This is a genomic window from Cohnella rhizoplanae (assembly GCF_948329515.1).
GTDB classification, from domain to species: Bacteria; Bacillota; Bacilli; order Paenibacillales; family Paenibacillaceae; genus Cohnella; species Cohnella rhizoplanae.
This window is the reverse complement of sequence record NZ_CAOJCN010000017.1, coordinates 107,960-128,278: the sequence shown is the minus strand read 5'-3', so window position 1 is coordinate 128,278 and position 20,319 is coordinate 107,960. Positions and strand designations below refer to the sequence as shown.

Below are 20,319 nucleotides of genomic sequence, written 5' to 3'. Positions count from 1 at the left end.
GAGCGGCATTCACCACGAACGCATCCCGGTAAGGACGCCAAACAAAAATGCGTTCATTGAATCCTTTCACAGCGTACTGGAGCGCGAGTGTTACCAGCGCCATGCTTTCGAGACTTACGAGCAGGCATTTACGACGGTTGACCGCTACATTAACTTCTACAACGAGCGTCGGCTCCACGGCAGTCTCCAGGATCTAGCGCCTGCGGAGTACCTCAAACATTTTCTCTCCGGCGCCATTAAGCCGATAAATATTGCGATTTAGGGAGAGAACCCCGGGTTTTGGACGAAAGTGTCCAAGGTTAGGGGGTTGAACCGTTACCTCGCCACCCGATGCGCAACAGCACCATTTTGGTACGATCGCGCGCACATCGGAACGGGTTACCTCGCCACCCGATGCGCAACAGCACCATTTTGGTGCGATCGCCCGCACATCGGAGCGGGTTACCTCGCCACCCGATGCGCAACAGCACCATTTTGGTACGATCGCGCGCACAGGAGCGGGTTACCTCGCCACCCGATGCGCATCAGCACCATTTTGGTGCGATCGCCCGCACATCGGAGCGGGTTACCTCGCCACCCGACACGCAACAGCACCATTATTGTGCGATCGCGCGCATATCGGATAGGGTTACCTCGCCACCCGGTGCACAACAGCACCATTATGATGCGATCGCGCGCACATCGGAGACGGTTACCTCGCCACCCGATGCGCAACAGCACCATTATTGTGCGATCGCGCGCACATCGAAGTGGGTTTCCGAGGCACCCGTTGCGCAACAGCACCATTATTGTGCGATCGCAGCAGAGCGGAGTGGATTGCCGCCGCACCCAACGCGCACGGGGGCGGAACAGCACCATTTTGGTGCGATCCGCCCCCGTTGATATTGACCCGCCCCTATTGATTCTGCAATCCGCCCCTCGCGCACAACCGGCACGGATGCCGGACGCCCTCACGAGCCGCTATGAATCTCCGACCGCTTATAATATAAAATACAGAAGACGAGCGATATCAAAAATGTCGCGGCCAGAATGATCGTTCCGGGCCATGCGTAAGCCGCAATGTCGATCTGCTCGAGGCCCTGCCCCAGCTCGCGAACCGGCCAGTATGGCATGAGCCACGGAAACAACAGGCCCCTCGCGCCGTGCCCCATCTCCCCGATCAGGGTGACGAGCGCCGCGAACGCGCCGAGCACCGATGCCGGGATCACGCTTTTGCCGACCATGCTCAGCGCCGCAGCAAGCGGGACCGTGCCGAAGGACAGGAGGCACGCGAGCGCGTTCATGCGAATCCCCTCCCCCAAGGCCGAGGCGTCGATCGACTGCGAGAACGAAGCGACGATACCCGTCGCGACCGTCGAGACGCAGGAGAGCGCCGAGGTGGCCGCGATCAGCAGCAGCGCGGTCGCAAGCTTGGCCATGAGGATGCGGACACGCGGGATCGGATAGGCGAACAGTTGGTTGATCGTGCGTTCCTGATACTCGCGCGAGACGATGTAGCCGATCATAAGCGCGAAGATAAAAGGCGCCAGGATGGTCATCGTCATCCCCTGCCGATAGAACATATCCTGCAAGTCGATCCCGGCCGGCGCGCCGTCGGGGGTCACCTTCGGCAGGAATGCGGACAGGGTTACCAGATTGGCCGGAAAGGCGCCCAGCAGCACCAGCAAGTACATTTTCGTATGCTTTAACTTCATCAGTTCTGATACGATAAGCGGGTTAAACAAACTTCTCGCCCCCCGTCAGCTTCAAAAAGTAATCCTCCAGGCTGTCCCCCGACACCGACATCTCCCGGACGCCGACGCCGCCGGCCGCAAGCGCCGCGCTGACCTGCTCCGGCCGGTCGACGTAGGCGTACAAACGAAGGCCGCCGGTGCCGGATACGACATAGTCGGTCGTCCGCAGTCTCTGCTCCAGGATGAAGGCCGCCTTTTGCTCGTCCGTCACCTTCAGCGCGAGACAATGCCGCGTCTTTTTGCGCAGGTCCTCGCTCCCGATCTCCTCCAGCAGACGCCCGCCGTGGATGATGCCGATCTTGCTCGCCAGCTGCTCGACCTCGCCGAGCAAGTGGCTGGATATGAGAAACGTAATGCCGCGCCGCCGGGCCAGATCAAGAAAAAGCTGCCGCATCTCCTTGATTCCGCCGGGGTCCAGACCGTTCGTCGGTTCGTCCAGGAGGAGAAGCTCGGGCCTATGCAGCAGAGCGCGAGCGATCCCGAGCCGCTGCTTCATGCCCAGCGAGAAATTTTTGACCTTCTGATGCTTGGCATCCGTCAGGCCGACGGTCGCAAGCGCCTCGTCGATGCACGTCTTATTGCCCATGCCCATCATGCGCCTGTGAATCTCCAGGTTCTCCGCCGCGTTCAGGTTCAGATAGAACCCCGGATACTCGATAATAGAGCCGACGCGCGCCATCGCCTTCCCCTTGCTCCACTGCATGGCCGTCCCGAACAATTCGATCTCCCCTGCCGAAGGATGGATCAAGCCGGTGAGCATCCGCAAGGTCGTGGTTTTCCCCGCGCCGTTTTGCCCCAGAAATCCGTAAATATCGCCCGCCTGGATCGACATATCGACGTTATCGACGACGGTCTTGCCCCCGTAACGCTTGGTCAGGCCGACCGTTCGCAAGATGCAGGTCATAGATTTGCCTCCCTGTGCAGCTTCGGATACAGGCGCAAGACGGATTCCATCGAGGCTCCGGCGTCCTGTTTCAAATGTTGGTCCAAAAAGGTCAGCGTCGCGGCCCGGACGATGGCGAGGCATTGTTCGGAGGAGGTACTTCCGTTAATTCCGATGAAGCGGCGGAATCCGGCTCCGGCGTACAGGCCGATATCCGACATTTTCATATGGGCGCTGCCCTCGATCGAATACAGATTGCCGGATGCCTTCAGCGCGTCCGCCAGACCGGCGATCGCCCGCTTCTGCTGGCCGTACATATCGATGTACGCCTGCGGGCCGCCATAAGCCGACGCCACCGCCGCTTGTTCGTCCGCGGGCATGTCCTCCCACTTCTTCATCAGCGGCTCCCGCGCGGAGATCGCCTGCAGATGGAACTCGTCGTTCGCCAGCATCAGGAGCGGCGCAGGACGCTGCGACGGGCCGGGCGAGACATAGACGGCGCCGTCCAAGTTAACGGCAGCCTTGATCCGCCGGTCGTTCACGGCAAGATTGTAAGCCGCCGCGCCGCCGAGGGAATGGCCGACGACGCCGATCTCCTGCAGGTTCAGCTTGCCCGCGAACCTGTACTCCGTCCCGCCCGCGTCGAGCGCCTCGAGCCAATCGATGACGTAGCTGTCGTCGTCCGCCATGATCTGCGTGATCGCGGCCAGCGGATCGCCCTCGTCGAACGAAGCCGTCGCGTCCCGGTCCGTCACGATCCTGCCCGGCAGTTCGGCAGCCGACGCGACATAAGTATGGCTGACCGCCACGACGATATACCCGTGACTGGCGAGATCCTCGCATTGCGCGGCGTGCGCCTCCATCGTCGTGCCGCCGCCATGCGAGAACAGGACGACCGGATAGCGGACCTGACGGTCCGATACCGGCGCGCCCTCCTGCGCATGCGTCTTGACGAGCCGCAGCTGCGCGAACAGGAAGGCAGGCAGGCGATAGCCCGAAGTGAACGCCTCGACGATACCCGGAGAATCGTGGAAATAGGCGACATTCGGCTTTCCTGCGGTCCGGGTTGCCGGGTAGTAGATCTTGAGCGCCAACTGCCGCTTGGCCGAGGCATCCTTGAGAAAAGGCTCGACGCGCCGTTCGTCGGACAGATAGGCGTACTGGACGCCTACGTCGTAATCCCCGGTCGGCGCCGGCAGCTTGAACACGGGGAGCGCATGGGCGAACAGCGCCGTAAAGGAGAGACCCAGTAACGCCGCGCCGACGAACGTACCCTTAGCGATTTTTGCGATCAGCCGATTCGGCATCCTCAGCTTGGAACCGGCAGCCGCGTAGATCGCGAACAGGGCGACGAATGCGTAAGACAGCGCCATTTGGCCGCGAAGCCCTTCGGCGATGGCGTGGAGACCGAGCGCGGCTAGGTTAACGCCGGCGAGTCCCAGCTTCGCTGCGTTGGAACGTTTGGTGCCCGGAATGGATAGCAAGGCGAGCAGATTGGCGACAAGCAGAACGATTTCGAATACTCTCATACGTGAGCTCCCTCCTTCTGAAGCCCAGTATAGAGAAGCGTTCTAACGCGCCCTTCTCGTATTCCTAACGAAAATCTTAAGTTGCGTTTCAGACCGGGACGCGTCACGCATGCGCCCTACCCCTCTCGCGCCCACGCCATGCGCATCACGCCTTGCGCAGGCTGAACGAAAACACGGTTTTCTCGCCCGGCTCGCTGGATACCTCGATCCTGCCGCCCTGCTTGTCCGTCAGATTCCTCGCGATGGCGAGGCCCAGCCCCGTTCCGCGCAGCGACGCGTTGCGGGAGTCCTCGCCCGTGTAGAAGCGCTCGAATACGCGGGGCATGTCCGCCGCCGGAATGCCGCGACCGCGATCCCAGACGTCCACCCACGCGAACTCCGCCTCCTCCCGCACGGCAACCCCGATCTCGCCGCCGTCGCGGCCGTAGCGCAGCGCATTCGACATCAGGTTTTCCAGGATGCGCCGCAGCGCTCCCCGATCCGCCATCGCGAATAAGGGGCCGTCGGGAAAGCGAACCGCGGGCTCGATCCCGGCCTTCTGAAAGTCCGGATAGAACCCCAGCAGCACCTCCTGAACGGTATCGGTCAAATTAAGCCGCCGCAGCTCGGACGGCGCGTCGTCCGCCTCCAGCCTCGCGAGCTCGAAAAAGGACTGGAGCCTCTCCAGCAGCGCGCCGCCTTTGTCCGCGGCGATGCCGAGGAAGCCGCGCCGCTCGTCCTCCGTCAGCGACGGATCGCTCCGCAGCGCTTCGACGTAGCCGAGCAGCGAGGTGAGCGGCGTCCGGAGATCGTGCGACAGATTGGCGATCATCCGCTTGCGTTCGTCCTCGAGGATCTGCGTGCGCTCCGTCGTCTGTTGAAAGTAATCGATCAGCCGGTTCAATTCTCCGCTCAGGTCCTCGACGGCCGGGTGCGGCGCGTGCAGACGATAACGCAGGTTCAAGTTGCCCGCCCGGATCTCCTCCGTCGTCCGCCGGATCGTCCGAAGCTCTCGGAGCAAGCGGCGCTGCCGGAGGCCGAGATAACAGCACGCCAGGAGCAGGACGGCGCCGAGAATCGCGGACCACGTCATGCGCGTCCCTCGCCGAGCTTGTAGCCGAAGCCCCACACGGTCTGGATATAGACGGGGTTGGACGGATCGCGCTCGATTTTCGCCCGCAGCCTGTTGATGTGGACCATGACCGTATTGTCGTCGGACAGGCTCGTCTCCTGCCAGACGGCCTCGAAGATTTGAGACTTGGTAAATACGCGCGTCGGGTACGTCAAAAATAGCTTGAGGATGGCGAACTCCTTGGCGGTCAACGATTTTCTCTCGCCTCCGGCTTCGACTTCGAACGTATCCGCGTTTAGGATCATATCCCCGTGCACGATGATGCCTGCATCGCGGCCAGCCGCTTCCCGGTTGAAGTCGACATAGCGACGCAGCTGCGCCTTCACCCGGGCGACGAGCTCGCCGATCGTAAACGGCTTGGTCATATAATCGTCGGCCCCCAGCTCCAGGCCCAGAATCTTGTCGAGCTCGCCGTCCCGGGCCGACAGGATGAGGACGGGGATCGTCCCCTTCGCGCGGATGCGGCGCAGAACCTCCTGACCGTCGACGCGCGGCAGCATCAGATCCAGGACGACCAACTGGTATTCGCGATCCCGGATGCGGGTCAGCGCTTCGTCGCCGTCGTAGGCCGAATCGACCTCGAAGCCTTCCTTGGCCACGTATTTGGCGACGAGACCGTTGATCTCGGCGTCGTCTTCGACCAATAGAATTCTTTTCATCCGTGCAGGCGGCTCCCTTCTGCCTTCTGTCTATTTAATCCCGATTATAGACCGCCTCCTCGCGCGTTTCGACAGACCTGCGTCTAGAATCAGACGGTGCCTTTTTCCTGGACGCACGGTGCCGGGGTCGGTTGGATGGCGTGAAGGACGAGTAGGACAATATATTAAATTATGCGATCTCAAATGAAAGAGTGCGTGGTGTTTTGGTATAACCACCCCCCTGCCGTTAACCCATTTTTCCAAAAATAGTCAGTCGTCTAGCGATGACCGAGCCATCCGTCCAAGCTGAAAAAATCGTCTCGCGTACACTGAACCATTCTTCTGGGGAGGTGTCGCGGTTGAGTTGTCCCGATGTAAAAAAACGGTGCAAGAAAAAAACGGTCGTGGTATGTCGCCCGAAAGGGAAAAAAAAGAAGCGCCGCGTTCGCGTTGCCAAAAAATTCGCTTGCAAAAAGTGTCCCCCGCCTAGCGGCCGCGTATTGCTCCAAGGACTCGCGGGCGCCATTGCGGAGGCGGGACCTCAAGGACTTGCAGGCGCGCTGGGACCCCAAGGTCTTACCGGCCTTGTAGGCGCGATCGGCGAGCTTGGACCCCAGGGAATCGCAGGCGCGCTGGGACCGCGAGGCGCAGCAGGACTTGTAGGCGCGATCGGCGCGCTTGGTTCACAAGGAATCGCGGGCGCGCTGGGACCCCAAGGACTGGCAGGTCTTGTAGGCGCGATCGGCGAACTTGGCCCCCAAGGACTGGCCGGAGCGCTCGGCCCCCAAGGAGCGGCAGGACTCGTAGGCGCGATCGGCGCGCTTGGTGCCCAAGGAATCGCGGGCGCGCTTGGACCTCAAGGAATAGCGGGCCTTGCGGGCGCCATCGGCGCCGCAGGACCGGCGGGACCGGCGGGGCCGGCGGGACCGACAGGAGCGACAGGAGCGACAGGACCGGCGGGACCGGTAGGAGCGACGGGACCGGCAGGACCCGCCGGACCCGCCGGAGGAGCATTAGGTTTTGCCGACTTTTTTGCCTTGATGCCTCCTGATAATGCAGCGACCGTCGCTCCCGGCACGGACGTAAGCTTCCCGCAAGATGGCCCGGTTAGCGGGACCGCCATCACCCGTATCAATGCGAGCGCATTTAACCTGGCGGCGATCGGCACCTATCAGGTCTTGTTCCAGGTGAACGTAAACGAAGCGGGTCAACTGCTGCTGACGCTTAACGGCGCCGACCTGGCCTATACGGTGGTCGGGCGCGCTACGGGAACTTCTCAGATCGTAGGCTTGGCGCTCGTACAGACGACGGTTATCAATTCGGTACTCACCGTTCGAAACCCCGCAGGCAATGCCGCGGCCCTCACGATCACGCCGCTGGCTGGAGGAACGAGGCCGGATTCCGCGCACCTTGTTATTCTGCAGATCGCATAAAAGGAAATCGATGAGCGGTTAGTCCTCTTCAGCCTCTATAATGAGGGCATGCCGAGCTACACCCCCAGCGCAAGTCAAAAACCCCCCTGCCGCTTAGTCGGCAAGGGGGTATGCTTGTACCGCCGGATTACTTGCGGATCGTCTTCAGGCCGGTGGACCAGGAGATGACTTGATCCAGCATCTGGCCCAGCGAGGTCGCCTGCACGTCCTTCGGCTTGAACACGGAACCGTTCTCGAAGTCGGTGAACAGCGACAGCGCCGGATGCACGCGCACGTCCGCGACGGACAGCTCGCCGAGGATGCCGCGGAGGTGCTCCGCCGCGCGGGCGCCGCCTACCGATCCGTACGAGACGATGCCGGCCGCCTTGTCATTCCACTCCGCGCGCACGTAGTCGAGCGCATTCTTGAGCGCGCCGGTGATGGAGTGATTGTACTCCTGCACGATAAATACGAACCCGTCGCAGCTGGCGATCTTCGCCGTCCACTGAGCTGCGCCGGAAGCATCCTGTCCCGGTTCGCCGAGCAGCGGCAGCTTGAAATCCGCGATGTCGATGATCTCGTATTCCGCGTCGCCGCGTTGGTCCGCCAATCCCTTGACCCATTCGCCGACCTGCGGGCTGAGGCGGCCTTCGCGCGTGCTGCCCAAGATAATCCCAATCTTCAACATTAGATTTCCTCCCGTTTGCTTGAGTTGAATTTCCAATTCATTGTACCACCGTCCGCCAGAAATATCCAAAACCGCGATCGCGAAGCGGCGGTCAAGACGAGACGGAAGCGGGAAACGCGACCACGGCCGATCCAGTCATCGCCGCGGGCGGCGCGATCCCGAGACAGCGGCACATCAGCGGGGCCATGCGGAGCTGCGGCATGGCGTCGGCTTCGACGCCGGCCTCCTGCAGCAGGAGGCGCGCGTCCCCGAGCAGATACAGCGGAACGCTGCGCTCCTCCGCCGCAGTACCGCCGTGCTGGCCAGAAGCGCTCATCCCATGGTCGGAGGTGACGAGGATGCGGTAGCCGAGCGCCAGCCACTCGGGCACCAGCGATGCCAGCATGCCGTCCGCCGCGCGCACGGCCCGCTCGTACTGCGCGCTCTCGCCGCCGGACTTGTGGCCCGCGTCGTCGATGTTCATCGAATGGACGTACAGGAAATGCGGATCGTGCGCCCTGCGCAGATGCTCGGCGTCCGCGAACAGATGACTGTCCGGATAGTGATCCTCGAAGTAAAAAATTCCATGCTGGATCGGCTTTTCCTCGTCATGCTGATGGCGGTCCGACAACGGGTTAAACGGGGCCGCGTTGTACAGCTCGCTGACCCAATGGTACGCGGCGGCTGCCGTTCTCATTCCCGCGTCCGCCGCAAGGCGGAAGACGCTCCGCTCCCGGCTAAGACGCGCGACGTGATTGGCCGTGATGCCGTTCTTGGCGGCAGGCGTGCCCGTCAGCAGCACCTCGTAGAGCGGACGCGAGAGGCTCGGGAGCTCGGATCGGACTCGCACGCAGATCGCCTCGCCCTGCTCGGCCAGATGCTCCATGTACCCCATATACTTGCGTGCCGCGTCATATCTCAGTCCATCCAGCACGACGACGATAAGCTTGGCTGTCGCTGACGGCATGCTTTCCTCCCCCTTCGCTCGCTACGATCCACTGCAGATGATGGGCGCGCAGCGCCTGGACCCAATCCCGCGGCGCCGCGACATTGCTGACGATCGTGTGGACGCTCCGCAGCGGCACGATCTCCGCGAATGCATCCTTGTTGAGCTTGGAATCGTCGGCCAGCACGATCGTCCGGCCAGCCGCCTCCGCCATCCGCCGGGACATGCCCGTCTCGCCGAGATCGTAATCGCTGATTCCCCGCTTCGGCGACACGCCGCCCACGGAGATGAAGGCCTTGTCCACCCGGAACTGCGCGATCATGCGCTCGGCCATCGTGCCCGTCATCGACTGCTGCCCGGGGTTGAGTTCGCCGCCGATGACGATGATCCTCCCGGTGAAGCGCCCGCTATTCAGCGATTCCATCAGATGGTAGGCGACGGCGAGGGAATTGGTGAGCACGGTGAGCCGCTCCCGTCCCGCGATCGCCTTGGCCAGCTCGAGCGTCGTCGTACCGACGTCGATGGCGATCGTGTCGCCCGACTCGACCAGCGCGGCGGCCGCCCGGCCGATGCGCTCCTTCTCCGACGCCTTCTCCTTCTGGCGCTGGAGATAGGGCGGTTCGTAGTTGGTCGGCTTGCAAGGCACCGCGCCTCCGTACACGCGCTTCGCCAGACCCTCGCGCTCCAGGAGCAGCAGGTCCCGTCGCACCGTCTCCTCCGAGACCGCGAACCGCAGCGACAGCTCGGGCACCCGGACCTGGCCGTCAATCTTCAGAAGCTCCGCAATGACGCGCTTGCGTTCCTCCGACGAGATAGACATGCGCCTAGGCTCCTTCTCTATCCAGGTGCAGCAGCTGGGCTTCGTCGAGCGCCAGGAGGACCGGACTGCCCTCCGCGAGCGGCAGCGAGCGCCCGTCGTTCAGGGCGTCGATCGTGAGCCGCACGTCCGCGGCCTCTACGTCGTACCGGATCACGTTGCCCAGAATGGACATCGAACGGATGATGCCTTCCGCCACGCGCCGGCCGGGCTCGAGCGGCTCGTTCCGTCCGTTCAGCAGGACGACGGATTCGGGACGCACGGCATAGCTCTCCGCGGCGCGCTCCACGCGGCCGAACAGCCGGAGCGCGTCCTGCCGGCTCAGCACGTTGTAGCTGCCCATGAACCGGGCGACGAATTCGGTCCTCGGCCTCGTATAGATCGCTTCCGGCGAACCCTCCTGGACGATGCGGCCTTTGTTCATCAGGCATACCCGGTCGGACAACGTCAGCGCTTCCTCTTGGTCGTGCGTGACGAAGATCGTCGTCATGTTGAACTGCCGCTGGATCGCGCGGATCTCCGCCCGCAGATTCTTGCGGATCTGGGCGTCGAGCGCGCTGAGCGGCTCGTCGAGCAGCAGCACCTTGGGACGGACGGCGAGCGACCGGGCGAGCGCCACCCGCTGCTGCTGTCCGCCGGAGAGCTGCTGGGGATACGCGTCCCGCTTCTCCGTCAGCTCGACGACCGCGAGCAGCTCCTCGGACCGCCGCCGTCTGGCCGTCTTGTCGATGCCGCGCATTTTCAGGCCGTATTCGATATTTTCGCGGACCGTGAGGTTCGGGAACAGGGCGTAGGACTGGAACACCATCCCGATCTCCCTGTTCCGGGGCGGCAGCGCGGCGATATCCTTGCCGTCCAGCAGGATGCTGCCGCCGTCCATGTCCGCGAGACCCGCGATGCAGCGCAGCAGCGTGCTCTTGCCGCATCCCGAAGGTCCGAGCAGCGTTACGAGTTCGCCTTCGCGGATCTGCAGGTTGACGTCGTCCAGCACGTTCGCCGCACCGAATCGCTTGCGGATGTGTTGCAGCTCCAGGTAGACGCTCATCGTTTCAAGCCTCCGTTCACTTTTTGGCCCAGCTTCATGAGCAGGGCGGACAAGAGCAGTATAAACACGAAGTAAGTGATCGCGATGGCGCTGGCCAGGTGGCCGCTCTCTCCCATCCGGTGATAGAGATAGACCTGGATCGTCTGGATCTGGCCGCCGACTAGCATGTTGGTCAGCGCGAACTCGCCGAACAGCACGGAGAACGACAGCAGCGCGGAGACGAGCACCCCGGGCCATATATTCGGCAGCACGACGGACGCGAACGCGCGCATCCGGCCCGCGCCGAGCAGTTCGGCCGCGGCGAGCAGCGGGCCGGCCGAGACGGTCAGCAGGCTGTTGCGGATGCCTTGGTACATATAGGGCAGCACGATGACGAAATAGGCGCCGAGCAAAATGTAAGCCGTCCCCGCGATGTTAAGCGGACCGGAAGAATATGCCCGGATGAGTCCGACCGCCGCCACGACGCCGGGTACCGCATAGGGAAGCACCACGAGTCCTTTCATGAGCGACTCCAGCCTCGGCATGTAGACCGTGATGACGAACACGGCGGGCAGCATGACGAGCAGGCTGAACGCGACGGCGATCAGGCAGAGATACAGCGAGTTCCAGAGCGATTCCATGAACCGCAGGTCCTTGAACATCCCGCCGAACCATTCGAGCGTCCAGCGCTCGGGCAGCACCGTCGTCTGCCAATCCCGGGCGAACGCGTAGATGCATGTGGCCATCAGGGGCAGCAGGAGATAGATCATGAGCAGCAGCATCAGCGCGCGGGGCGCAGCCCCCGTCCGCTTGATCGGCGCGTCCATCACAGCTCCTCCTTCCCGGCGACAGCGGCGGCGGCGTTCAAGGGACGCGGCGGCCGCCGGCGCTTGCGGACGGGACGCGGGCCGGCGACGAACGCGGCGTCGAGCCGCCGGGCGCGCTGGGTCATCTTATGGTTGAGAAAGACGGCGAGCAGCGTCGACAGGGCCAGGATGACCGCGAGCGCGTTGCCGAGCTGGGGCTGGTTGACCACGTCGCCCGCGACGAGCGAACCGATCCGCACGGCCAGCAGGTTGTAGTTGCCGCCGACCAGCGCATAGGCGGTCGCGTAGGCGCCCATCGCGTTCGCGAACAAGATGCCCATGGTTCCGAACACGGCCGGCGACAGCACCGGCAGGCCGACGCTCGTCCAGAACTGCCATCTGCTCGCGCCGAGCAGCGACGCCGCCTCGCGCCATTGGTCCCGGATGGCGTAGAACGCCGGATACAGCAGCAGCAGCGCCAGCGGCACCTGGAAGTAGACGTAGACTAGGACCAGACCTGACCAGCTGTACAGGTCGAACCCGCCGAACACGCTCCAGCCCCACTGCTTGAACAGCAGCGTGAACACCCCATTGCTGCCCAGCAGCACGATATAGGCAAAGGCGAGCGGGACGCCCGAGAAGTTCGAGGTCATATTGGAGAACATGAGCAGGCGGTCCCGCGTACGAGCGGGGAATCTCGTGATCGCATACGCGCAGGCGAGACCGACGACGATGCCGATCGCGCTAGACGCGGCGGAGATGAGCAAGCTATTCTTGATCGCTTGCATATAGTAGGCGCTCTGCAGGATCCGCGCATAGAAGCCGAAGGATATGCCGGCGCCCGACGCCGGCTTGAGGCTGCCGGTCAACATGGACAAGACCGGAATCAATTGAAACAAAAGCACCATGATTAAAAATGGAACAAGGCCCAGCCACATCCACCGATTGCTCCGTTTCAAACGCGCCACGCTCCTATCGGATGGGAGAGGCGCCTCCGGCTGAAGACGAAGACGCCTCGTTAAGGTCAGCTCATGTGGACGAGGACGCGCTCCTGCCACAGCTGAGGAATCTGCTTGGCGGTCTCTTCCCATGCCTTGTAATCGTTAACCGGCTTCACGTTCGCGTAGGCTTCCTTCGGCAGGAGCTTGGCGGCCACGTCGTCCGGCAGCTTCACGCTGTCGCGGATCGGCCTGGCGTAGCCCTTGGCCAGGTTGATCTGGCCTTCGTCGCTGAGGATGTACTCGCGAGCGAGCTTGGCCGCGTTCGGATGCGGCGCGTATTTATTGATGATCGTAGCGTACCCGCTCACCACGCTGCCCTCCGAAGGAATCGCGACGTCGTACTGCTCCTTGCCGAGCTGGTCGCTGTAGTTGAGCGCATTGAAGTCCCAGAGCAGGGTCACCTGCACCTCGCCCTTCTCGATGTTCGCGAGGCTCGCGTCCGCGTTGGACAGACGCCCTTCCTTCGCCAGCCCTTCGAAGTACGCGATGCCCGGCTCGATGTTCGTCTCGCTGCCGCCGAACGCGATCGCGGCCGCCAATACGGCCATCTGCGCCTGCGCGGCCTTGGTGACGTCGCCGACGATGATCTTGTAGTCGCCGCTCTTCAGGTCCTCCCAGCTCTTGGGCGGATTCGCGACCAGCTTCTTGTTGGTCAGAAACGCGATCGAGCCTTGATAGCCTACGATCCAGTGGCCGTCCTGATCCTTGGCCCAGGCGGGCACTTCGTCCCAGTAGGATGTCTTGTACGCTTGCGTGACGCCCTTGTCGACCGCGACCGAGCCGAAGGCGATGCCCACGTCGCCGATATCCGCGGTGGGCTTATCCTTTTCCGCGTCGAACTTGGCGATCTCCTCGGCGCTGGACATATCCGTATCCGTGTGGGCCAGGCCGTACTTCGTCTTAAGATCCGCCCACGTATCCTTCCAGTTCGCCCATGTGTCCGGCATGCCGACGCTCACGACGGAGCCCTCTTCCTTCGCTTTCGTTTCAAGATCCGCTACCGAGATTTCCTGAGGAGCGACGCTTGCTTCCGCGCCGTCCGCGCTCTTCTCCGCGCAAGCTGCCAGCGGCAGCGCGAGCGTAGTCAAGACAAGACCCGCGGCCAACCTTTTCTTCAATGCGATTTTCATGGTTTCCCCTTCACTCCCGCGTGGATTATTGTGGACTATGTCTATATTCTTGTTGTTTTCCCTACCACTAGAGTGTAGTTCGCGACTATTTACGCTGGATTATCCGAACCGGGCATGTTTGTTAAATCCTATGGGGGATTTTATAGGGGATTTATAGGGGAGTCGTATCTAGTGGAATGTTGAAAAAAAACAACGAATGGTCCACGGCGTCTCCTATGCCCAAGCTGCTGTTCTACGCGACATCCGGCTGCACGGTGCGGGCGCCTCAGATGGCGTGGTGCCGGACCCATTTGCGTAATCTGAAGATATTCGACTTCGGGACGGGCTTCCACCATCTGTTGGAGGAGAACCCTCAAGCATCGGACGGGAAGTGCGGCGCTGGCTGGAGGAGATCGATATTGGATCCGGCGGGAAGCAAGACTGACCGAACTTTGAAAGCGCAAAAAGAGCGGCCTCCATCGCAGGAGACCGCTCAAAAAGCTCGCTTGAAATAAATGTTCTGTCCCTTGGGAAGCTCAGAAGGATCGCTCTCTTGCTGGGCTCCTCCGCCCCTGTAGGCTCATATTTTGAGCTTGCAGCTCTCTTGCTGAGCTCCTCCGCCTCTGTAAGCTCAAATTTTGCGCTTGCAGCTCTCTTACTGGGCTCCTCCGATCTCAGGCAGCGCTTTTTCGGGCACTTGTTACCGCTGCGCGCGAATCCCCTCGAACCCGCTCGTCACGAGCCGGCGCACATAATCGTCGTCGAGCGGCTCGCCGGTCACCAGCAACCGGTAGAACACGGGGCCGTACAACAGGTCCACGCCGAGCCCGACGTCGAGCGTATCCTGGAGCTGTCCGCGCCGGATGCCTTTGTCCAAGATTCCCTTGGCCTCCTGCCGGCGCGGCTGGAAGTATCGCGTCCGGTAGGCTTCCGCTACCCCCGGGTCGAATTGTCCCTCGCCGATCAACGACGTGATGATCTTCCCTTCGCTGCTGGTCAAAAAGCGGGTTACGTTCACGGCATGAATCAGCACGTCCTCAAATACGTCGCCCGTGTCGGGCACCGGCAATCTGGCGGAGGCCGCCGACAGAAAGCCGTCCATGACGACCGCGGCTTTGTTCGGCCACCATTTGTAGATGGTGGCCTTGCTCACGCCCGCTCGCTCCGCGATCTTCTCCACGGTCACCGCGCCGAAGCCGATCTCCAGCAGCAGTTGGTACGACGCGGCCAGAATCGCCTGCTGCGTCTTCGGATCGCGCGGCCGCCCCCGTTTTCCCCGCTCCTGCATGTTATCGCTCATCTCTCTCAGCTCCCGAATCCATTTAAATCTGAACGATAAAATACAATACGTTCAGTATACAAAAAATCAGCCGCGAGAAAAATAAAACGGCTATTTACAAAACGCTCCGTTCAGTATATCATAAGGTCATCAATTAATAAACTGTACGTTCAGTATTGTTAATGTACAGAACGTATCGGATGGGAGCTGCCATTATGCAAAAGGTAAAGGAAACGAAGAATAGCGGGTTGCCGAGGGGGCTGACGATCCTGCTGGCGGCGGCATGCGGCCTTATCGTGGCGAATCTGTATTATGCCCAGACGCTGGTCGGACCGATCGGCGCTGCGACCGGGCTGTCCGCCGCGGCCGCAGGCCTGATCGTGACGCTGACGCAAATCGGTTATGTGGCGGGCTTGCTCTTCATCGTGCCGCTGGCCGACATCGTCGAGAATCGCCGCCTGACGGTCGCGGCGTTGGCCGCGGCGGTCGTCGCGCTGATCGCCGCCGCGTTCGCGCCGAACGCGCAGGTGTTCCTGACCGCGTCGCTCTTCGTCGGGACGGCATCGGTCGTCGCGCAGGTGCTGGTGCCCTATGCGGCCTCGCTATCCTCCGAGGCGGAGCGAGGCCGCGCGGTCGGCAACGTAATGAGCGGGCTGCTGCTCGGCATCATGCTCGCCCGCCCGGTCGCGAGCTTCATCGCCGGCATCTGGAGCTGGCGTCATGTATTCGTCGCCTCGGCCGTAGCCGTGGCGCTGCTGGCCATCTTGCTGTCTCGCAAGCTGCCCGCGCGGAGGCCGGCGCCCAGCGTGTCCTACGGCCGGCTGGTCCGCTCGCTCGGACCGCTGCTCGCCCGCACGCCCGCCCTGCGCCGCCGCGCCTTGTATCAGGCCTTCTTGTTCGGCGCCTTCAGCCTCTTCTGGACGGTCGCGCCGCTTCGCCTAGCCGACGCGTACGGCATGTCGCAGCAGGGTATCGCCTGGTTCGCGCTGGTCGGCGTCGGCGGCGCGGTCGCCGCGCCGATCTCCGGCCGACTGGCTGACAAAGGCTGGAGCCGGACGCTCACCTGGCTCGCCATGAGCGTCGCCCTCCTTTCGTTTCTGCTCCCTTACTTTTTCCACGGCCACTCCACCGCTTCGCTCGTCGTGCTCTTCGTGTCCGCGATCGCGCTCGATATGGCCGTGTCCGGCAATCTGGTGCTCGGGCAGCGCGTCGTCTACGCGCTCGGCAGCGAGGCGCGCGGACGTCTGAACGGGCTGTTCATGTCCATCTTCTTCATCGGCGGGGCCGTCGGGTCGGCGCTCGGCGGTTGGGCGTACGCGCACGGCGGATGGGCGCTCGCTTCGCTCATCGGAGCGGCCTTGCCGCTGCTCGCGCTGCTGTACGCCTTTACGGAAAAGGGCCGCAGGAACGACCGCACATGAGAATATCGAAGTTGACTGCGTCGCCCATCAATACTATTATGGATATATAATATCCATAATAAAAGGAGACCTGGACGATGCACAACGATCCTTCCCTTCCGGAAGCGAATCCGAAGGGCGAGCCGAGTGAACCGGCTGCGTCCGCCTATCCCGGAGCCGATATAGTCTCCCTGCTCCGGCCGCTCCCCGGCGAGCGCATCCTGGACATCGGCTGCGGAAACGGAGACCTCACCGCCCGGATCGCCGCCGCAGGCGCGTTCGCGACAGGGATCGACCTGTCGCCGGAGTCGGTGGAGCGCGCGAGACAGCGTCATCCCGGCTTGGACCTGCAAGCGGCGGACGCCTGCCGGTACAGGACAGAGATACGCTATGACGCCGTCTTTTCCCGCGCCGCGCTGCATTGGATCAAGGATGCGGACGCCGCCGCCCGCACGATATGGCTGGCGCTCCGGGAGGGCGGCCGGTTCGCGGCCGAATTCGCGGGCAGCGGCAACGTCGCGGCGTATACCGACGTGATCGCGCAGGCGTTGACCGCGCATGGCTACGCGCCTGAGGGGCGCATCCCCTGGTATTTGCCCACCATCGGCGAATACGCCGGCCTGCTGGAGCGGACCGGCTTCCGCGTCGCGTACGCCCAGCACTTCGACAATCCATCGCCGCTCAAGAACGATGCGGGGATCCGGGCATGGCTAGACGGATTCGCAGGCTATTTCTTCGCGGACGTCGACGCCGCGGACCGCGCCTCGATCTACGACGCAGTGGAAGCCGCGGTCAGGCCGCGCCTATACCGGGACGGCCGATGGATCATCGATACGAGCCGGCTGCGCATCGTGGCCGTTAAGCCGCACGGCTAACACAGCAGGACTCACATACGGGCGCGCAGCATCCGATATAGGAGTTGAAAAGGAGGTATGGATAATGGATATTGCAGCCATCTCAACCGGAATGGCCATGAACGATCTGCGGCAGCAGGTTGGCATCGCCGTCATCGGCAAGGCGCTCGACAGCGCCCGGCAGAACGGCCAAGCGCTCGTGCAGATGGCGCAGCATGCCGCGCAGCCGCATCTTGGCGGCAGTATCGACGTACGGGTCTGAGCCGTGCATAACGCCCCGGATGCGTGAATACCGGGATGCGATATGCGGCTAAATAACGGGTTCATGAACCAAAGGCCGGACTGGCAGCTAAGCTGCCTATCCGGCCTTTGGTCTGCCGCCTCGCGCGCCTACTCCGATGCCGACGGATTAACCGTCCAGCGCGTCCGTCCGTTCCATCGGATCCCGGACCGTCCGCTTGAAGCTCTCGCCCCAATCCCGCATCGCCGCGATGATCGGGATCAAGGTCCGCCCGAACGCCGTCAGCGAATACTCCACCTTGGGCGGGACCTGATTGTAGACTTCCCGGTGCACGACGCCGTCTTCCTCCAGCTCTCTGAGCTGCAGCGTGAGCATCCGCTGGGTGATGGTCGGACAGATCCTGCGAAATTCATTAAAGCGCTTGGGACCTTCCATCAGATGATAGAGGAGCACGCCCTTCCACTTGCCGCCGATCACGTCCAGCGTGAATTCGACCGGGCAGCCCTCTTCGTCCGGGCAAAATCCGTATCCGCTCTTGCGGTCTCGCACGCGCGCTCAGCTCCTTCGTACCGTTCTTATACCTACCCTTCTCCTGATACTAGCATTTACGCGCGTCGATTAAAATCCTTCGAGCACCACCTTGCCTACCGTGCGGCCCGTCTCCAGCATGGCGTGCGCCTTGCGCAGATTGTCCGCATGGATCGGTGAGAGCGTCTCGCTCGCGGTCGTCCGGATCGCCCCCGCGTCCACCAGCCGCGCGACTTCGTTCAGCAGCCGATGCTGCTCGATCATGTCCGGCGTCCCGTACGTCGACCGGGTGAACATAAATTCCCATACGAAGGTCGCGCTCTTGTTCTTGAGCAGCGTCAGATTGAGCGGCTCGTCCGTCTCAACGATCGAGCAGATCTTGCCCTGCGGCGCGATCGCCTCCGCCATGTTCGCCCAGTGCTTCTCCGTGCCGTTGAGGCAGAGGATATAAGCGACCTGGTCGTACCCCACGTTCTTCAGCTGCGGCACGAACGCTTCGAAGTGGTCGATCACCCGGTCGGCGCCGAGCTCACGGGCCCATGCGGCCGATTCGGGACGGGAGGCCGTGCCGACGACGGTCAGCCCCGCATGCTTGGCCAGCTGCGTCGCGATCGATCCGACGCCGCCCGCCGCACCGATGATGAGGATCGTCTTGCCGGCGTTGGCGGCCGGATCCCGGGATATGCCCAGCCGGTCGTATAGGCTCTCCCAAGCCGTGATCGTCGTCAGCGGCAGCGCGGCCGCCTGCGCGAAGTCCAGCGATGCCGGCTTCGCGCCGACGATCCTCTCGTCGACCAAGTGGTACTCGCTGTTGCCGCCCGGCCGCGTGATGCTGCCGGCGTAGTAGACTTCGTCGCCCGGCTGGAACAGCTCCGCTTCGGGCCCGACCTGCTCCACCACGCCCGCAACGTCCCAGCCAAGGATGCGCGGCGCGCTCTCCACGCGGGTCTTGGGCGAGCGAACCTTGTAGTCCACGGGGTTCACCGAGATCGCGCGCACCTTCACGAGCAGATCCCGCCCCGTCGGCGCCGGCTTCTCCACCTCCACGTCGACGAGGCTCTCCGGATGCTCGATCGGCAGGTATTCGTACAACCCCACGGCTCTCATCGTCCCTTTTGCATCCGTCCCACTCGCATCCGTCCCATACGCATTCGTCCCATTCATGTTCGTCATATCATTCTCTCCTTTGATGGGTTACCTTTGGTTTGTATATTCGCAATATACGGCATACACGATATTCGCGGAAGTACGCACATTGATGTGTTATAGGCACACTATTGATACTATTGGACGGCGGCCGTGGGTCCTGCAGTTCTTTAACACAGCAATCCATGAGAAATGCCGACATGCCGTTCCATGTTAAAATGGAAGCAAAAAGGAGGCTGCCGTTATGAATGACGCTACCGCCGGCTCGTCCGGTCCCCGGATCATCCCGCATCTGTGGTACGACAAAGAAGCCAAGGAAGCCGCTACGTTTTATAGTTCCGTATTCCCCGACTCCCGCATCACGAGCGCGACGACGCTGCGCGACACGCCCTCCGGCGACGCCGAGCTCGTCTCGTTCACGATCTGGGGCTGTCCGTTCATGGCCATCTCCGCAGGTCCCCTGTTCAAGTTCAACCCGTCCGTATCGTTTATTGTGAACTTCGATCCGTCGCGGGAGAGCCGCGCGCGCGAGTTGCTGGACGAGACATGGGACAAGCTGGCCGAGCACGGCACCGCATTGATGCCGCTAGGCGAGTATCCGTTCAGCGAGCGGTTCGGCTGGATCCGGGACAAGTATGGCGTCACGTGGCAGCTCATGCTGACGAATCCGGAAGGAGAGCCGCGGCCGACGATCATCCCCTCCCTCATGTTCACCGGGGACAATGCCGGCCGAGCGGAGGAAGCGCGCGAGCTGTACCTGTCCGTATTCGAGCGTTCGCGTCCCGGCCAGCTGCACCGCTACGGTCCCGGCATGGCGCCTGATCGGGAGGGCACGGTCATGTTCTCCGATTTCATGCTGGAAAATACATGGCTGACTGCGATGGACAGCGCGCACAACCATGGCTTCGGGTTCAACGAAGCGATCTCCCTGCTCGTTCGCTGCGACACGCAGGAGCAGATCGACGCCTACTGGAGCGGGCTGTCCGCCGTTCCGGAGGCCGAGTCGTGCGGCTGGCTCAAGGACAAGTTCGGACTGTCATGGCAGATCGCGCCCGCGGCGATGGACGACATGATGGCCAGCGGCACGCCCGAGCAGATCGAGCGCGTGACAGCGGCCTTTATGCCCATGAAAAAGCTCGACCTCGCGAAGCTGGAACAGGCGTATCGCGGCGAAGCATAACGGATCCGCGACGAC

General features: G+C 62.5%; 21 protein-coding genes. 6 read left to right on the top strand and 15 right to left on the bottom strand.

The features are described from left to right. Window positions 1–262 (top strand): integrase core domain-containing protein (locus PQG80_RS21435; RefSeq protein ID WP_271753625.1); only part of this gene is annotated, 262 nt, incomplete at its 5' end. A 688-nt stretch (window positions 263–950) separates the two neighbouring features. On the opposite strand, the gene PQG80_RS21430 is transcribed toward PQG80_RS21435, so the two are convergent. The 5 genes from PQG80_RS21430 to PQG80_RS21410 all read right to left on the bottom strand — a co-directional run bounded on the left by PQG80_RS21430 (window position 951) and on the right by PQG80_RS21410 (window position 5,915). Next, complete coding sequence (locus tag PQG80_RS21430; RefSeq protein WP_271753624.1) at window positions 951–1,724, bottom strand: ABC transporter permease; 774 nt, start codon at window positions 1,722–1,724, stop codon at window positions 951–953. Then, window positions 1,717–2,637 (bottom strand): ABC transporter ATP-binding protein, encoded by a 921-nt coding sequence (locus PQG80_RS21425; RefSeq protein ID WP_271753623.1) that lies wholly within the window; start codon window positions 2,635–2,637, stop codon window positions 1,717–1,719. Before PQG80_RS21425 ends, PQG80_RS21430 begins: the two co-directional genes overlap by 8 nt. Next, window positions 2,634–4,145, bottom strand: coding sequence for an alpha/beta hydrolase family protein (locus PQG80_RS21420; protein ID WP_271753622.1), 1,512 nt, complete (start codon window positions 4,143–4,145; stop codon window positions 2,634–2,636). Before PQG80_RS21420 ends, PQG80_RS21425 begins: the two co-directional genes overlap by 4 nt. A gap of 145 nt (window positions 4,146–4,290) precedes the next feature. After that, window positions 4,291–5,217 carry a sensor histidine kinase gene (locus PQG80_RS21415; RefSeq protein WP_271753621.1) on the bottom strand — a complete coding sequence of 309 codons (927 nt, stop codon included), beginning with the start codon at window positions 5,215–5,217 and terminating at the stop codon, window positions 4,291–4,293. Continuing rightward, window positions 5,214–5,915 carry a response regulator transcription factor gene (locus PQG80_RS21410; RefSeq protein WP_271753620.1) on the bottom strand — a complete coding sequence of 234 codons (702 nt, stop codon included), beginning with the start codon at window positions 5,913–5,915 and terminating at the stop codon, window positions 5,214–5,216. Before PQG80_RS21410 ends, PQG80_RS21415 begins: the two co-directional genes overlap by 4 nt. 338 nt (window positions 5,916–6,253) lie before the next feature. On the opposite strand from PQG80_RS21410, the gene PQG80_RS21405 reads away from it, so the two are divergent. Continuing rightward, entirely contained in the window at window positions 6,254–7,327 is a 1,074-nt protein-coding gene (locus PQG80_RS21405) for a collagen-like protein (RefSeq protein WP_271753618.1), read from the top strand. A 127-nt stretch (window positions 7,328–7,454) separates the two neighbouring features. Here the strand turns inward: PQG80_RS21405 and PQG80_RS21400 are convergent, their stop codons facing one another. The 8 genes from PQG80_RS21400 to PQG80_RS21365 all read right to left on the bottom strand — a co-directional run bounded on the left by PQG80_RS21400 (window position 7,455) and on the right by PQG80_RS21365 (window position 14,976). Beyond that, a complete protein-coding gene (locus PQG80_RS21400; RefSeq protein ID WP_271753617.1) occupies window positions 7,455–7,994 on the bottom strand; it encodes an NADPH-dependent FMN reductase in 540 nt (179 codons plus the stop codon). A gap of 91 nt (window positions 7,995–8,085) precedes the next feature. Beyond that, window positions 8,086–8,940, bottom strand: a complete 855-nt coding sequence (locus PQG80_RS21395; RefSeq protein WP_271753616.1) for an alkaline phosphatase family protein — start codon at window positions 8,938–8,940, stop codon at window positions 8,086–8,088. Further along, window positions 8,885–9,739, bottom strand: a complete 855-nt coding sequence (locus tag PQG80_RS21390) for a DeoR/GlpR family DNA-binding transcription regulator (RefSeq protein WP_271753615.1) — start codon at window positions 9,737–9,739, stop codon at window positions 8,885–8,887. Before PQG80_RS21390 ends, PQG80_RS21395 begins: the two co-directional genes overlap by 56 nt. A gap of 4 nt (window positions 9,740–9,743) precedes the next feature. Next, window positions 9,744–10,781 (bottom strand): ABC transporter ATP-binding protein, encoded by a 1,038-nt coding sequence (locus tag PQG80_RS21385; RefSeq protein WP_271753613.1) that lies wholly within the window; start codon window positions 10,779–10,781, stop codon window positions 9,744–9,746. Then, entirely contained in the window at window positions 10,778–11,587 is an 810-nt protein-coding gene (locus PQG80_RS21380; protein ID WP_271753612.1) for an ABC transporter permease, read from the bottom strand. Before PQG80_RS21380 ends, PQG80_RS21385 begins: the two co-directional genes overlap by 4 nt. After that, window positions 11,587–12,525, bottom strand: a complete 939-nt coding sequence (locus PQG80_RS21375; protein ID WP_271753611.1) for an ABC transporter permease — start codon at window positions 12,523–12,525, stop codon at window positions 11,587–11,589. The genes PQG80_RS21380 and PQG80_RS21375 overlap by 1 nt, the downstream gene beginning before the upstream one ends. 65 nt (window positions 12,526–12,590) lie before the next feature. Then, window positions 12,591–13,697, bottom strand: a complete 1,107-nt coding sequence (locus PQG80_RS21370) for an ABC transporter substrate-binding protein (RefSeq protein WP_271753610.1) — start codon at window positions 13,695–13,697, stop codon at window positions 12,591–12,593. A gap of 679 nt (window positions 13,698–14,376) precedes the next feature. Further along, complete coding sequence (locus tag PQG80_RS21365; RefSeq protein WP_271753609.1) at window positions 14,377–14,976, bottom strand: TetR/AcrR family transcriptional regulator; 600 nt, start codon at window positions 14,974–14,976, stop codon at window positions 14,377–14,379. A 194-nt stretch (window positions 14,977–15,170) separates the two neighbouring features. Between PQG80_RS21365 and PQG80_RS21360 the strand changes: the two genes are divergently transcribed. The 3 genes from PQG80_RS21360 to PQG80_RS21350 all read left to right on the top strand — a co-directional run bounded on the left by PQG80_RS21360 (window position 15,171) and on the right by PQG80_RS21350 (window position 17,471). After that, window positions 15,171–16,376, top strand: a complete 1,206-nt coding sequence (locus PQG80_RS21360) for an MFS transporter (RefSeq protein WP_271753608.1) — start codon at window positions 15,171–15,173, stop codon at window positions 16,374–16,376. Window positions 16,377–16,453: 77 nt separating this feature from the next. Next, window positions 16,454–17,230, top strand: a complete 777-nt coding sequence (locus PQG80_RS21355; RefSeq protein WP_271753607.1) for a class I SAM-dependent methyltransferase — start codon at window positions 16,454–16,456, stop codon at window positions 17,228–17,230. Between the two features lie 64 nt (window positions 17,231–17,294). Beyond that, window positions 17,295–17,471, top strand: coding sequence for a YjfB family protein (locus PQG80_RS21350; protein ID WP_271753605.1), 177 nt, complete (start codon window positions 17,295–17,297; stop codon window positions 17,469–17,471). Window positions 17,472–17,618: 147 nt separating this feature from the next. Here PQG80_RS21350 and PQG80_RS21345 read toward each other — a convergent pair whose 3' ends face one another. Both PQG80_RS21345 and PQG80_RS21340 read right to left on the bottom strand, forming a co-directional pair. Beyond that, on the bottom strand, window positions 17,619–17,999 hold the full coding sequence (locus PQG80_RS21345) for a winged helix-turn-helix transcriptional regulator (RefSeq protein WP_271753603.1): 381 nt from the start codon (window positions 17,997–17,999) through the stop codon (window positions 17,619–17,621). A 69-nt stretch (window positions 18,000–18,068) separates the two neighbouring features. After that, window positions 18,069–19,142, bottom strand: coding sequence for a zinc-binding alcohol dehydrogenase family protein (locus PQG80_RS21340; protein WP_271753627.1), 1,074 nt, complete (start codon window positions 19,140–19,142; stop codon window positions 18,069–18,071). A gap of 226 nt (window positions 19,143–19,368) precedes the next feature. Between PQG80_RS21340 and PQG80_RS21335 the strand changes: the two genes are divergently transcribed. Beyond that, complete coding sequence (locus tag PQG80_RS21335) at window positions 19,369–20,304, top strand: VOC family protein (RefSeq protein WP_271753601.1); 936 nt, start codon at window positions 19,369–19,371, stop codon at window positions 20,302–20,304. The last annotated feature ends 15 nt before the right edge of the window (window positions 20,305–20,319 follow it).